Source organism: Vallitalea guaymasensis (assembly GCF_018141425.1).
Taxonomy (GTDB): Bacteria; Bacillota; Clostridia; order Lachnospirales; family Vallitaleaceae; genus Vallitalea; species Vallitalea guaymasensis.
The window spans coordinates 5,108,904-5,121,907 of sequence record NZ_CP058561.1; the positions used below are offsets into that span (position 1 = coordinate 5,108,904).

17 protein-coding genes are annotated in these 13,004 nt (G+C 31.7%); all 17 read left to right on the top strand.

Annotated features, from left to right (window positions below):
• The 17 genes from fliI (at position 1) to fliQ (ending at position 13,002) form a co-directional block, all read left to right on the top strand.
• A complete protein-coding gene (fliI, locus tag HYG85_RS22025; protein ID WP_113675219.1) occupies positions 1 to 1,326 on the top strand; it encodes a flagellar protein export ATPase FliI in 1,326 nt (441 codons plus the stop codon).
• Positions 1,326 to 1,763, top strand: coding sequence for a flagellar export protein FliJ (fliJ, locus tag HYG85_RS22030; RefSeq protein ID WP_212691464.1), 438 nt, complete (start codon positions 1,326 to 1,328; stop codon positions 1,761 to 1,763). The genes fliI and fliJ overlap by 1 nt, the downstream gene beginning before the upstream one ends.
• A 94-nt stretch (positions 1,764 to 1,857) precedes the next feature.
• Positions 1,858 to 2,616 (top strand): MotE family protein, encoded by a 759-nt coding sequence (locus HYG85_RS22035; protein ID WP_212691465.1) that lies wholly within the window; start codon positions 1,858 to 1,860, stop codon positions 2,614 to 2,616.
• 46 nt (positions 2,617 to 2,662) lie between these two features.
• The gene (locus HYG85_RS22040; RefSeq protein WP_212691466.1) at positions 2,663 to 3,961 is read left to right on the top strand and encodes a flagellar hook-length control protein FliK; all 1,299 of its coding nucleotides are present in this window, start codon (positions 2,663 to 2,665) and stop codon (positions 3,959 to 3,961) included.
• Between the two features lie 13 nt (positions 3,962 to 3,974).
• Positions 3,975 to 4,550: a flagellar hook capping FlgD N-terminal domain-containing protein gene (locus HYG85_RS22045; protein ID WP_244971246.1), complete on the top strand. Its 576-nt coding sequence runs from the start codon at positions 3,975 to 3,977 to the stop codon at positions 4,548 to 4,550.
• 19 nt (positions 4,551 to 4,569) lie between these two features.
• A complete protein-coding gene (locus HYG85_RS22050; RefSeq protein WP_113675214.1) occupies positions 4,570 to 4,962 on the top strand; it encodes a TIGR02530 family flagellar biosynthesis protein in 393 nt (130 codons plus the stop codon).
• 82 nt (positions 4,963 to 5,044) lie between these two features.
• Entirely contained in the window at positions 5,045 to 6,376 is a 1,332-nt protein-coding gene (locus tag HYG85_RS22055) for a flagellar hook protein FlgE (protein ID WP_212691467.1), read from the top strand.
• A 78-nt stretch (positions 6,377 to 6,454) separates the two neighbouring features.
• The gene (locus tag HYG85_RS22060) at positions 6,455 to 6,646 is read left to right on the top strand and encodes a flagellar FlbD family protein (RefSeq protein WP_113675212.1); all 192 of its coding nucleotides are present in this window, start codon (positions 6,455 to 6,457) and stop codon (positions 6,644 to 6,646) included.
• A gap of 153 nt (positions 6,647 to 6,799) precedes the next feature.
• A complete protein-coding gene (locus HYG85_RS22065; protein ID WP_408647975.1) occupies positions 6,800 to 7,606 on the top strand; it encodes a motility protein A in 807 nt (268 codons plus the stop codon).
• A complete protein-coding gene (locus tag HYG85_RS22070; protein WP_212691468.1) occupies positions 7,599 to 8,420 on the top strand; it encodes an OmpA family protein in 822 nt (273 codons plus the stop codon). Before HYG85_RS22065 ends, HYG85_RS22070 begins: the two co-directional genes overlap by 8 nt.
• Positions 8,421 to 8,430: 10 nt before the next feature.
• Complete coding sequence (locus HYG85_RS22075) at positions 8,431 to 8,943, top strand: flagellar basal body-associated FliL family protein (protein WP_113675209.1); 513 nt, start codon at positions 8,431 to 8,433, stop codon at positions 8,941 to 8,943.
• 30 nt (positions 8,944 to 8,973) lie between these two features.
• Positions 8,974 to 9,957 carry a flagellar motor switch protein FliM gene (fliM, locus tag HYG85_RS22080; RefSeq protein WP_113675208.1) on the top strand — a complete coding sequence of 328 codons (984 nt, stop codon included), beginning with the start codon at positions 8,974 to 8,976 and terminating at the stop codon, positions 9,955 to 9,957.
• 3 nt (positions 9,958 to 9,960) lie between these two features.
• On the top strand, positions 9,961 to 11,112 hold the full coding sequence (fliY, locus tag HYG85_RS22085) for a flagellar motor switch phosphatase FliY (RefSeq protein ID WP_212691469.1): 1,152 nt from the start codon (positions 9,961 to 9,963) through the stop codon (positions 11,110 to 11,112).
• A 23-nt stretch (positions 11,113 to 11,135) separates the two neighbouring features.
• Positions 11,136 to 11,498: a response regulator gene (locus HYG85_RS22090; RefSeq protein WP_113675206.1), complete on the top strand. Its 363-nt coding sequence runs from the start codon at positions 11,136 to 11,138 to the stop codon at positions 11,496 to 11,498.
• Positions 11,499 to 11,502: 4 nt separating this feature from the next.
• Positions 11,503 to 11,868 carry a flagellar biosynthetic protein FliO gene (gene fliO, locus HYG85_RS22095; RefSeq protein ID WP_113675205.1) on the top strand — a complete coding sequence of 122 codons (366 nt, stop codon included), beginning with the start codon at positions 11,503 to 11,505 and terminating at the stop codon, positions 11,866 to 11,868.
• 24 nt (positions 11,869 to 11,892) lie between these two features.
• Positions 11,893 to 12,690 (top strand): flagellar type III secretion system pore protein FliP, encoded by a 798-nt coding sequence (gene fliP, locus HYG85_RS22100; RefSeq protein WP_212691470.1) that lies wholly within the window; start codon positions 11,893 to 11,895, stop codon positions 12,688 to 12,690.
• A gap of 39 nt (positions 12,691 to 12,729) precedes the next feature.
• Positions 12,730 to 13,002 carry a flagellar biosynthesis protein FliQ gene (fliQ, locus tag HYG85_RS22105; RefSeq protein WP_113675203.1) on the top strand — a complete coding sequence of 91 codons (273 nt, stop codon included), beginning with the start codon at positions 12,730 to 12,732 and terminating at the stop codon, positions 13,000 to 13,002.
• Positions 13,003 to 13,004: the final 2 nt, after the last annotated feature.

The window sequence follows — 13,004 nt, forward strand, 5'->3', positions numbered from 1 at the left end:
ATGGAAAGTATTGATTTTAATAAATATGAGACACTTAAAAGTAATTCTTATATTAGGCATCTAGGAAGGGTTACAAGAGTAGTAGGATTGACTATTGAATCATTAGGTCCAAAGGTTCGGATGGGAGGATTATGTCTTATTCATTCGGGTATTGATAAAGCATCTGTTTTAGCAGAAGTTGTTGGATTTAAGGAAAATAGAATATTGCTTATGCCCTTAGGGGATTTAGAAGGTGTTGGATTAGGAAGTACAGTTGAGGCTCTTGGACAAACTCTTACAGTAGCTGTTGGTGATAAACTATTAGGTAGAGTGTTAGATGGATTAGGTAATCCTATAGATGATAAAGAAATAATCTATACTGATACAGATTACAGTATACATAATGAACCTCCAGAACCTCTTAAAAGAAAAAGAATTAAAGAAGTATTACCTATTGGTGTAAAAGCTGTTGATGGTTTATTGACTATCGGTAAGGGACAAAGAGTAGGTATCTTTGCAGGAAGCGGCGTTGGAAAAAGTACATTGTTAGGTATGATTGCAAGAAATACAAGTGCTGATATTAATGTCATTGCACTAATTGGTGAAAGAGGAAGAGAAGTAAAAGAGTTTATTGAGAGGGATTTAGGCGAAGAAGGGTTGAAAAGGTCAGTGGTAGTAGTTGCTACTTCTGATAAACCTGCTTTAGTTAGGCAAAAGGCTGCTAGTACAGCTACAGCAATAGCTGAATATTTTAGAGATAGAGGAAAAGATGTTCTGCTGATGATGGATTCCCTAACTAGATTTTCTATGGCTCAGAGAGAAATTGGACTAGCTATAGGGGAACCGCCTGTTAGTAGAGGATATACTCCATCTGTATTTGCTGTAATGCCAAAACTATTAGAAAGAGCTGGAAATGCAGAGGTAGGATCTATTACGGGGCTTTACACAGTACTGGTTGATGGTGATGACATGAATGAGCCAATTACTGATACGGCAAGAGGTATTCTTGATGGACACATCGTTCTATCCAGGAAATTGGCTTACAAAAATCATTATCCAGCGATTGATATTCTACAAAGTGTTTCAAGAGTTATGTCAGAAGTTGCAGATGATAGACATAAAGATATTGCAAACAGTATGAAAACTGTTTTAGCAACTTATAAAGACGTAGAAGATCTTATAAATATTGGTGCATATTCTAGAGGTAGTAATGAAGATATTGATTATGCAATTGACAAGATTAAACTTGTTAACAATTACTTGAAACAAAAAACAGAAGAAAAGTTTAATTTTGATGAAGAGATAGATAAAATGGAAGAGATATTTTTAGAAAGTAGTGATAAGTAATGGCTAAATTTCAATTCAGGTTACAAAATATCTTAAGTGTAAAAGAGAAATTTGAAGAACAAAAGCGTATGGAATTAAGCAATGCTAATCAATTACTTGAAATAGAAGAAAGAAGATTAACACAGTTAATTACTCTAAGAGACAACAATAATAACCTATATAAAAAAATGGTTAGTGATAGAATCACAGTAAAAGATATTAGAGATTTTGGAGAAAAAAACAAATATTACACTAATGTAGTCTTAGAACAAAATATTACTGTTACTAAGGCAAATAGCAGGGTTGAATCAATTAGAGATGAATTAAAAGAAGCTCTAATTGAAAAAAAAATGTATGAAAAGTTGAAAGAAAATGCTTATGAAGAGTATTACAAAGAAGAATGTAAAGAAGAACAAAAGCATTTGGATGAAATAGTAAGTTATAAGTATAGAAAATAAATTGACTAAAAAACAGTGATATTTTCGCTGTTTCAAAGTAACATACGTTAATAAAGCCATTAAAGTTTTAGTGGACTGAAAGGAATGTACGTTCATGGAAAACGAAAGTATTGAATTTAATGAAAGTAAATCAGGTTTTGGTAAAATCATAGCAGTATTAATTATATTAATTATAATAATAGGTGGTATCTGTGCTGTTATAAAGCTAGATATAGGTAATATTGGAAGCAAATATGCTTATCCTGTTCTAAAGAATATACCTGTAGTAAATAATATCTTACCAAATGTGGCTGAAGAAACATTAAGTGAAGATATGACAGCAGATGATAATTATGCATTCGAAAACGTTGATGAAGCTGTTGAACGATTGAAAGTTACAGAAACTCTTTTGAAAGATAAAGAAATTGAAGTAGAAAAACTCTCAGAAGAATTAAAATTATTACAAGACGAAAATGCAAGGTTAAAAGTTTTTGAAGAGAATCAAGCAGCTTTTGACGAAAAGAAAAAAGAGTTTGATGAATTAGTAGTATTTGGCGAAGGTGTTCCAGATATCAGTAATTTTATTAGCTTCTATGAAGAAATGAAACCAGAAAATGCTGCAAAAATATATGCAGAAGCTATCCAAATAGAGAAATATGACAAAGAAATTCTAGATATAGCATCATCATATGGACAGATGAAGGCTGCTAATGCAGCTGCCATATTAGCGAAGATGACAACTACATCTTCCAAAATGAAAATGGTTGTTCAAATCCTTAATAATATAGATAGCGAACAGCGGGGAGCAATACTCGGTGCTATGGACACAAAGACAGCGGCAAAAATCACTGAATATATGTTTCCGAAAAAATAAGAGATGTCAATACGATTTCTCTAGTTAAAGGAAGGAGGCGAAAAGAATGGTTACAATGGTTGCCAGTAAAATGGATTTAGCAGTTGGGGTTAAAAGTAATGTCAAGACTAACAATGGAAAAGCTGCTGACAGTAATTTTAATGAAATACTTAATCAACAATCAAACAATAAAATGAAACAGGAAAATGTAGAAAAACCTGTCACTAAGGTTAAACCTACAAATAATAATCAGCATAAGATAAATAACACTGAAAAGCCAGTGCAGGATAAGCCCGAAGATAAAGTTGATTTAGAGGAATTAGAAGCAGATATTGTTGATCAAGTAACTGATAAGTTGAACATCACAGAAGAACAATTAAATGAAATGTTAGCCCAGCTTAACATGACTATCTTTGATTTGCTTTTACCTGACAAACTTAATACGTTTCTGATGGCTTTGTACAATGTTGAAGATTCACTTGAGTTATTGATGTTACCTGATACAGCTAATATAAAAGAATTAAAAACAGAGCTTAGTGATATAAGTGAAGATTGCAATTTAGAAACAGAAGACATCAAAAAGATTATAGCAGAATTGAATCAAGAAAATGATATTAAAACCACTACTGATCAAGTATCAGAAGTAAACAATACAAATGATTCTAAGGAACAAGTTGCTTCGACAGAAAAAGAATCGAATAATGAAAAGAATAAAATGCCAGAGATAGATATCACAGATAATAGAACTGAAAAAAGTGATATGGCAAAAGACGATATAAAAGTTGAAGCTGTAGGTAATAGTAGTAAAGAAATTCCTGACAATGTACAGAACATAACAATCAATCAAAACGTACAAAAAGTAGAAGTTGTTGACCAAAGTGGTGAGAAACACATTCTTACATATAACATTAACACAGAGGAAGTAATTGACCAGATTGTGTCTAGTTTCAAAGTCAATCTAACTGACGATGTAAACAAGATGTTTATTCAACTTAGACCTGAACATCTAGGAAAACTTGCTTTTTCACTTACAACCCAAGAAGGTGTTGTTACTGCTAATTTCATGGCTGAAAATCCAGCTGTAAAAGAATTAATAGAAGCTAACTTAGCAAATCTCAGAATGTCACTACAAGAACAAGGGGTTGTTGTAGACAAGCTAGAAGTAGTAGTAGCCGATAATAATATGTTCAATGAAAACAACAATTCTAAGCAATTTAATGAAAACAACAATAAAAAAAGAAGAGCTGCTAAGATGATGAAAATTAATAATGGCTTGGATGGGGAAGTTGTGGAAGACTTAATGGAAGATGATGATAATATATCATCCAACATTGAAAATAATAATTCGATTGATTATTCGGTATAAGGAGGGATATATTATGGCAGATATTTCAAACACTAACACTCAAAGTAATGTTGTTAAAGATATCATGGATAAATATGGTATTGATACTATGAAAACAAGTAAGAAGACTAATGATTTAGATAAAGATGCTTTTCTTAACTTATTAGTAACTCAAATGAGATACCAAGATCCTCTTAATCCAACACAAGATAAAGATTTCTTGGCGCAGATGGCACAATTCTCAGCTTTAGAGCAAATGCAGAACTTAAATACAAGTGCTTCAATGTCTAGAGCATATGAATTAATGAATAAAGATATCTTTGCTAATATTGTTAATCCTGTTAGTTTAGAGATAACCCCTGTAGCAGGAACAGTTAGGGGAGTATTCATGCAAAATGGTAAGGTATTTCTAAAAGTTGGTGACGTAGATGTTCCACTTGAAAAAGTTGAAGGTGTTTTGGCTCCAATAGATTTACTAGAATTGAATAAAAAAGTAGAAGAGATAAGTAAGGACATTGCTAAAATACAAGAGAAATATGCTCCAGGAGAAGATGATGATTCTGATGAAGAGGATTCTGAAGGTGTTGACGAATCTGAAGAAACTAATTAGATGCTAGTAGGTGAATGACATGAAGATTAATCCTTCTATGTATAATGTTTCAACTAATAAGATAAAAGTAAATAAAAATCAACTTAAAACTAATAGTAATTTTAATTCCAAGGTTGATGATTTCAGTAAGGTCTTACAAGAGAAACTAAGTAAGACTAGTGAACTGAATTTTTCAAAACATGCTAATATGCGTCTTAATTCTAGGAAAATAAAATTTTCTGATGAGCAGTTAAAAAGAATTAATAAAGGCATAGATGAAGCAAAAGAAAAAGGGATTAAAGATTCATTAGTTCTTATTGATGATGTAGCTTTAGTTGTTAATATTAAGAATAAGACTGTTGTTACAGCCATGGAAAAATCGGAACAAGACAATAAAGTTTTTACTAATATCGATGGTGCCGTCATTATATAAACTGGACCTCAATAGAGGGGGTTTTGATCTCTGACTGACAGATGAGATTATATGACTGCACGAAAAAAAGGAGGTTATTATTATGATGCGTTCTATGTACTCTGGTGTTTCTGGATTAAGAATACACCAAACTAGAATGGATGTTATAGGTAACAATATTGCAAATGTTAATACAACAGGTTTTAAGTCAGGAAGAGTAACGTTTAATGAAATATTCAGTCAAACTTTGCAAGGTGCAAGTGGGGCTAGTGAATCTATAGGTGGCCGAAATCCTATGCAGGTAGGACTTGGTGCTAATATTTCATCTATCGATACATTAATGACTGAAGGTGCTGCACAGAGAACTGATAATCCTCTTGATATGAAAATTGAGGGTGATGGATTCTTTATAGTGAAAGATGGAGGAGGATTCAAGTTTACTAGAGCTGGTGCTTTTAGATTGGATGAGGTCGGTAATTTGTGTAATCCTGAAGGATTAAATGTAATGGGTTGGAGAACAGATCCTACTACAGGTAATATAGTGAAAGATAAAGTTAATTCGATTAAAATTTTATCACCTGAAAATATGTATTCGGACCCTAGCATGACAAAAAATGCTACAGTGAGTGGTAATATTCAAAAAAATGATCCAAACCTAGATTCTGCAAAAGGCGTATATAGACAGGTGCCAATATACGATAGTTTAGGTTATAAATATACTGTTGATTTAAAGATTTGTCAAACTGCAACAGCAAATGAATTTGATATAAGAATAATGGCAAATTCATTAAAAGATAAAGATGGTAATAAAATTGGTTCAGCTTCAAATCCCATACCAGCAACTGACGCAAATAAAACGGCTACATTTGATGTGAATACGGGAAAAGTAGTATCATCAGCAGCTGATGGTTCGGATACTAGATTAGAATTGACATTAGGTGCTACTACGACAGGTTTTTCAAAATTTTCAACTCCTATAAAGATTGATTTTTCAAACTTAACTTTGTTTGATGGAAAAACAACTGTTGAAGCTGTAGGTGGTGATGAAGATGGATTAGGAGCTGGTGCACCAGCTGGAAAACTGTCATCATTTGAAATTGGAACAGATGGGAAAATCCTTGGTAAATATTCTAACAGTAAAACTAAAATCCTTGGACAAATTGCAGTAGCTAATTTCCAAAATCCTGCTGGTCTTCAGAAAGTAGGTAATAATTTATTCCAAGTTACATCTAACTCAGGAGAGTTTGATGGTATTGGTAAAGAAGTTACAGAAGACGGCGGTAGCCTCAACGGTGGAGTCCTAGAAATGTCCAACGTAGACTTATCAAGGGAATTTACTGATATGATTACTACCCAAAGAGGATTCCAAGCTAACTCAAGAATAATTACTGCTTCAGATGAAATGCTTCAAGAACTTGTTAATCTTAAACGATAATAATATTTAATGAATAACTAATACATTAGTGGCTGGTTTAGCACTAGCCACTAATAAAAACTATTAAAAGGTGATTGTATGATATATGTTACAAAGCTTAATAATGAGGAAATAGTTATTAATTCGGACTTGATAGAAGTCATAGAGGAAACACCTAATACTATAATAACTCTGACAACTGGTAAAAAAATCATAACAAAGGATTCATCTAAAGATATTATAGATAAGGTTATTACATATAAAAGAACAATTGGTATAGAGATTCAATAAACCAATTATTCATAAATGCTTATTGTTACTTTAGTAGGTTATTATATATTAAACTAATCTATAACCTTACTTAGTATAGAATAAATAGGCAATTAAGTTTCTATATTAAATGGGTAAAAAGTATTGCCTATTAACAAGAATCATTAAAGTGAGGTGAAAACGTTGGATTTAGCTACTATTGGAGGTTTGGTCGCAGGTATTTTCTTTATTCTCAGCTCTATACTTATGAAAGGGCAAATATCAAGTTTCACTGATGCGGCTTCTGTAATGATTACTATCGGTGGAGCATTCGCAGCGACTTTAATATCTTATCCTCTTTCTGATTTTATTAAATCCATCAAAGCTGCATCATTAGTATTTAAGAGTAAACAGCTTAATGAAGGAGACATAATAAAGAAAATAATAGAATTATCTAATATTGCTAGAAAAGAAGGATTACTTGCGTTAGAAGAAGCTGCAGAATCTATTGATGATGAATTCATGAAAAAAGGGATTCTACTTATTGTTGATGGTACTGACCCTGAATTGGTAAGGAACATACTTGAAACAGAGCTAGTATTTATTGAAGGCAGACATAAAAATGTTCAAAGCTTTTGGGAAAAAGTTGGAGAATTCGGTCCTGCCTGGGGTATGATAGGTACATTGATTGGACTTATCGCCATGTTAAAAACAATGAATGATCCAAGTACAATTGGTGGTAATATGTCAGTTGCTTTGATAACTACATTGTATGGTTCTCTACTAGCCAATTTTATTGCATTACCTTTTGCAAATAAAATGAAAGTTATAAGTGAATCTGAAATACTATTAAAAGAAGTTTCAATAGAAGGATTACTTTCTATTCAAGCAGGAGAAAACCCTCGAGTAATTGAAGAAAAATTAAAAGCTTTCTTAGCACCTAGCTTAAGAAATGAAATAAGTAAAAACCAAGATGGTGAAGAGGGTGAGATAAATGGCTAGAAAAAGAAAGACAGAAGAAGGCAAATCTGGTTCACCAGCTTGGATGAGTACATATGGAGATTTAGTTACGCTATTACTTTGTTTCTTTGTTTTACTTTTTTCCATGTCAAGTATCGATGTTGCAAAATTTAAAGCTGCAATGAGCTCTTTTAGGAATCAAATAGATATTATGCCTGGAGGTACTTCACTAACAGATGATGAGTTGATATCTAATGGTATAAGTCAGGTAAATGGTCTTGAGACTATATTTGATAACAAAGTACCGTTAGAAGAAGAAGGCGAAGAAGATGCAGACTTAACTAAGAGTAAACTGGAAGAAGCTAAAAAAGATGCAGAAGAGATTAACGAATACTTAAAAAAAGAAGGATATGAAAACGAAGTTGAAGTAGAGTACAATTCAAATATTATTAAGCTTACTATTGAAGGTGAGATATTATTTGAGAGTGGACATGCTGAATTAACTCCTGATGCTATTAAATTAGTAGATGTTATATCTGTAAAAGTAAAAGAATTATTAGCAGATAAAACGATACAGATAGAAGGTCATACAGATAATAGACCAATCAATACCGCTAGATATCCTAGCAACTGGGAACTATCTCAAGCTAGAGCCATAGCAGTTGGATATAGATTGATAAAAGAACATAATATTGACCCTTCTAAAATTGCCGCTACGGGTTACGGAGAATACCGTCCATTAACAGACAATAGTACACCCGAAGGGCGTGCTATAAATAGGCGAGTAGAAATTAAGCTTGTTAGTGAGGAGTATAAAAATATTGATGAGCTTAACGAAGTAGAAGAAGTAGAATAGAGGTGAACTAATGGCAAAGGAAAAGAAAGTTAAAGTGAAAAGTGAAAAAGATAATGGAAAGTTAGTATTAATGATTGGAGTAATTTTGATTGTTTGTTCTGTAATTCTATTAGGTATTTCAGTATTTATTTTGAAGCCTTCAGGGAATTCAGATAAAGCAGAACAAGTAAAAGATCCCGACAAGATACCTCTAAGTCAAATAGAAAGTTATGAAACAGAAAATATGGTGGTCATATTACCTTCTATTGATAACCCAGATAAACGAATGAGTTTTACTTTCTATGTAGGTTTTGCACTAGATAAGAAGAGCAAAGATCTAAAAGATACAAAAACTCTACTAGAAGAAAGCAAAGGTATCATAAAATCTAGAATTTCAACATTATTAAGCAGTAAATATTCAGAAGATATGTTAAAACAAGATAGTCAACAAATGTTATCAGATGAAATATTTGCAATGATGGAAGAGATATTAGATACAGATGCTCTTGTAGAAGTATATATTAGAGATTTCCTATATAGATAAATTAAGACACTTACTGTAGGAGGTGAGGATATGGGTGAAGTCTTATCACAACACGAAATTGATGATTTGTTGAATGCATTAAATACTGGTGAATTAGACGTAGATGAATATCGTTCTAATGCTAATGAAAAACAAATTAAAGATTATGATTTTGCTAGACCATCAAAATTTTCAAAAGAACAGCTAAGAACATTAGAAATAATTTTTGAACATTATGCAAGATTAATTTCTACGACTTTACCTGCATACTTAAGAACTGCGACGCAAGTGGATGTAGTAAATTCTGAAGCAATTTCGTATTCTGAGTTTGCAAATGCATTATCAAATCCTATATTGTTAGGAGTTGTTGACTTTTCGCCGTTAAAGGGGTCATTTGTTGTTGATTTATCAGTAAATATAGGGTATGCTATTATTGATAGATTGCTTGGTGGAAAGGGAGAACCACTTGATAGAGAGAGAGATTTTTCAGAGATAGAAGTACTATTGATTGAAAAAATATTAGTTATTTGTTTACAAAATATGAGAGAGCCGTGGAAGAATGTTGTAGAATTATCTCCTAGATTAGAGAAGATAGAAACTAATTCACAATTTGCTCAGGTAATATCTCCAACTGATGTAGTTGCTCTTATTACATTAAGTATGAAAATAGGCCCAGTAGAAGGCTTAATGAATTTTTGTATACCATATTTATGTTTAGAACCGATTATGGATAAGTTAAATACAAAATATTGGTTCTCAACAATACAAAATACCAATGAAGAATTATATAAAGAAATCATTGAACATCAGATAGATAATGTTAAAATACCAATAAAAGCAGTTCTTGGTCAATCTAGTATATCAGTAAATGATTTTGTTAATCTTCAAAAAGGAGATATTATTAAACTTAACAACAAAGTAGATACTGAAATGGAAGTCTACGTAGGAAATATCAAGAAGTTCAAAGGAAAACCTGGTATTTTTAATCATAAAAATGCCATAAAAATAACTTCTATTATTAGGGAGGAGGAATAAGCAATGGATGAAATGTTATCTCAAGAGGAAATAAATGCCCTTTTACAGGGATTAGATGATACAAGTGGCAGTAGTGAAGGATCTGAGTATCACTTAAATGATGCTGAGAAAGATGCAATTGGTGAAATATCAAATATAAGTATGGGTACTGCTGCAACAACATTATTTTCTTTAGTTAATCAAAAGGTTGTAATTACTACACCAACAGTTTCAGTATCTAACTGGAAAGATTTATCTAAGGATTTTGTTAAGCCATGTGTTGCTATTCAAATTGTATATAAAGAAGGTCTAGAAGGAACTAATTTATTAATGCTTCACGAGGATGATGTGAAAATTATTGCAGATTTAATGATGGGTGGTGAAGGTATAGTTACTGATTCACCATTATCAGATCTTCATCTTAGCGCAATAAGTGAAGCTATGAATCAAATGATAGGTTCAGCAGCAACTTCCATGTCTTCTATGTTTGCTAAGAAAATAGATATTAATCCTCCTTCATCAAATATTGTGGATTTCAATGTAGAAGAATCAGAAGAATTTGCTGAATTTCTTAATAAAGAATTCCTTAAGGTATCTTTTAAAATGCAAATAGGTGATTTGGTTGATAGTGAAATGATGCAGTTATACCCAATGGAATTTGCAAAAGACATATATGAGAATTTTATGGCTTGTCAAGAAGTAGCAGCGGCAGAAGAAGAGGTAGAAGAAGAAATACCAGAAGAAAAACCTGTTGAACCTACTCCTAACAAGCAGATGTCTAATCAAAGAATGCAAATGCCTAACCAGATGAGTGGATATAGTAATATGTATAATCAGAGTTCAGAAAATCAATTTAGAAATATTGATGTGCAGCAGGCTCAATTCCAGGATTTTGATATTAATGCTGTAATGCAACAAAAAGAAAATATTGATTTAATAATGGATGTACCATTAGAGGTTACTGTTGAGCTAGGAAGAACTAGTAAACCAATTAAAGAAATACTAGAATTTGCACCTGGAACAATAATTGAGCTTAAAAAACTAGCCGGCGAACCAATTGATGTATTAGTCAATGGAAAAAATGTTGCAAAAGGTGAAGTAGTTGTTATTGATGAAAATTTTGGTATTAGAATTACCGATATCATTAAAAACAACCACCAAAGCATAATTAATTAATATTATTAAGAGGAGAGATTTCTATGGGAAAGAATATTTTAATCGTTGATGACGCTGCTTTTATGAGAATGATGATAAAGGACATTTTAACTAAGAATGGTTATAATGTTGTTGGAGAAGCAGAAAATGGAATCAAAGCTGTTGAAAAATATAATGAATTTAAACCTGATTTAGTAATTATGGATATCACAATGCCTGAGATGGATGGTATTGAAGCTGTTAAGACTATCAAAGGAAATGATGGTAATGCGGTAATAATAATGTGTTCTGCAATGGGACAACAAGCTATGGTTATTGAATCTATACAAGCTGGAGCAAAAGATTTTATCGTTAAGCCTTTCCAGGCAGAGCGTGTTATTGAAGCTGTTTCAAAAGTTATAGGATAATAATATGACTACATATTATCTGTATTCAGGACAAAGTGAATGGTGGCAAGTTATAGTTTTATTGGTATTATTTATTTTAGTATTAGTTGGAGCTTACTATGTAACAAGGTTATTTGGAAGATTTCAGATCAAAAAAGGGTCTAGCCAAAATATACATCAGCTTGAGTCTATTTCAGTTGGACCTCAAAAATTTATTCAATTAATAAAAATTGGTGATGAATATATCTTGATAGGTATTACTAAAGATAAGATTACATTTCTTAAAGAGATAGATAAAGACAATATTGATTTAAGTAAATATAATAAAGAGAAGATTGCTCAAGTTACTCCATTTAACAAGCAACTTGAGAAATTTCTAGGTAAGAAATAAAATGTACATAATGGAGTAGATTTAATGAGGCATATTAAATTAAAACACATAAAACAGATATCAAAAATTATTTTATTAGTAAGTATTATCTATATTGTTACTTCATTTAACAATACTAAAGTATTTGCTACTGCTGATAGTCCAATTCCATTTTCTATTGATCTTAATGTAAGTGCAGCAGAGAATGGAAAAGATGTAGTTAGCAGTTTACAGATTTTATTTATATTAACTTTAATTGCATTAGCACCTTCTATTTTAGTGATGATGACATCATTTACTAGAATAATAGTTGTTTTACACTTTGTACGATCGGCACTTGCTACTCAACAAACGCCGCCTAATCAAGTATTGATAGGGTTAGCATTATTTATTACATTGTTTGTTATGGCACCAGTAATGTCCGATGTTAATGAAACAGCATTACAACCTTATTCTGCGGGAGAGATTTCCCAAGATGAAGCTATTAAAAAAGGGTTGGAGCCTATAAGAAAATTTATGCTGAATCAAGTAAATGATAAAGATTTAGCGCTGTTTTTAGATATTGCAGAGAGTAGAAGTGTTACTGAAATCGAAGATATTCCAACAAGCGTTCTAATTCCTGCTTTTATTATTAGTGAACTAAGAGCTGCTTTTATTATTGGATTTTTAATATATATACCATTTATAGTTATAGACATGGTTGTAGCATCTACACTGATGTCCATGGGTATGATGATGCTTCCGCCAGTTATGATTTCATTACCTTTTAAATTATTACTTTTTATACTTGCAGATGGATGGAATTTAATTATTGGTGAATTAGTTAAAACCATTAGACTATGATGAATGTTTTTGGCGTAATATCGAAAGGATGGTTGTAGTATGAACCAAGATATGATTATAGATGTAGCTAGGGAAGCTTTGCTAACAGTTATAAGTGTAGCAGGCCCGTTGTTATTATTGGCTTTGACAGTGGGATTATTAGTAAGTATATTTCAAACGGTTACATCTATACAAGAGCCTACATTAGCTTTTGTACCTAAAATATTAGCTGTATTTCTTGGATTGGTTTTATTTGGACCTTGGATGCTTAATAAACTTTTAACACTAATTACAAGTTTATACTCTAAGTTTGGTTCATTTATAATTAATTAGGA

What these genes read in the sequence shown, in the direction of transcription:
- fliQ (WP_113675203.1), top strand. Translation starts at nt 12,730, where the DNA reads ATGAACCAAGATATGATTATAGATGTAGCTAGGGAAGCTTTGCTAACA.
- HYG85_RS22045 (WP_244971246.1), top strand. Translation starts at nt 3,975, where the DNA reads ATGGCAGATATTTCAAACACTAACACTCAAAGTAATGTTGTTAAAGAT.
- fliI (WP_113675219.1), top strand. Translation starts at nt 1, where the DNA reads ATGGAAAGTATTGATTTTAATAAATATGAGACACTTAAAAGTAATTCT.
- HYG85_RS22075 (WP_113675209.1), top strand. Translation starts at nt 8,431, where the DNA reads ATGGCAAAGGAAAAGAAAGTTAAAGTGAAAAGTGAAAAAGATAATGGA.
- HYG85_RS22050 (WP_113675214.1), top strand. Translation starts at nt 4,570, where the DNA reads ATGAAGATTAATCCTTCTATGTATAATGTTTCAACTAATAAGATAAAA.
- fliY (WP_212691469.1), top strand. Translation starts at nt 9,961, where the DNA reads ATGGATGAAATGTTATCTCAAGAGGAAATAAATGCCCTTTTACAGGGA.
- fliO (WP_113675205.1), top strand. Translation starts at nt 11,503, where the DNA reads ATGACTACATATTATCTGTATTCAGGACAAAGTGAATGGTGGCAAGTT.
- HYG85_RS22035 (WP_212691465.1), top strand. Translation starts at nt 1,858, where the DNA reads ATGGAAAACGAAAGTATTGAATTTAATGAAAGTAAATCAGGTTTTGGT.
- HYG85_RS22055 (WP_212691467.1), top strand. Translation starts at nt 5,045, where the DNA reads ATGATGCGTTCTATGTACTCTGGTGTTTCTGGATTAAGAATACACCAA.
- HYG85_RS22090 (WP_113675206.1), top strand. Translation starts at nt 11,136, where the DNA reads ATGGGAAAGAATATTTTAATCGTTGATGACGCTGCTTTTATGAGAATG.
- fliM (WP_113675208.1), top strand. Translation starts at nt 8,974, where the DNA reads ATGGGTGAAGTCTTATCACAACACGAAATTGATGATTTGTTGAATGCA.
- HYG85_RS22040 (WP_212691466.1), top strand. Translation starts at nt 2,663, where the DNA reads ATGGTTACAATGGTTGCCAGTAAAATGGATTTAGCAGTTGGGGTTAAA.
- HYG85_RS22070 (WP_212691468.1), top strand. Translation starts at nt 7,599, where the DNA reads ATGGCTAGAAAAAGAAAGACAGAAGAAGGCAAATCTGGTTCACCAGCT.
- fliJ (WP_212691464.1), top strand. Translation starts at nt 1,326, where the DNA reads ATGGCTAAATTTCAATTCAGGTTACAAAATATCTTAAGTGTAAAAGAG.
- HYG85_RS22060 (WP_113675212.1), top strand. Translation starts at nt 6,455, where the DNA reads ATGATATATGTTACAAAGCTTAATAATGAGGAAATAGTTATTAATTCG.
- fliP (WP_212691470.1), top strand. Translation starts at nt 11,893, where the DNA reads ATGAGGCATATTAAATTAAAACACATAAAACAGATATCAAAAATTATT.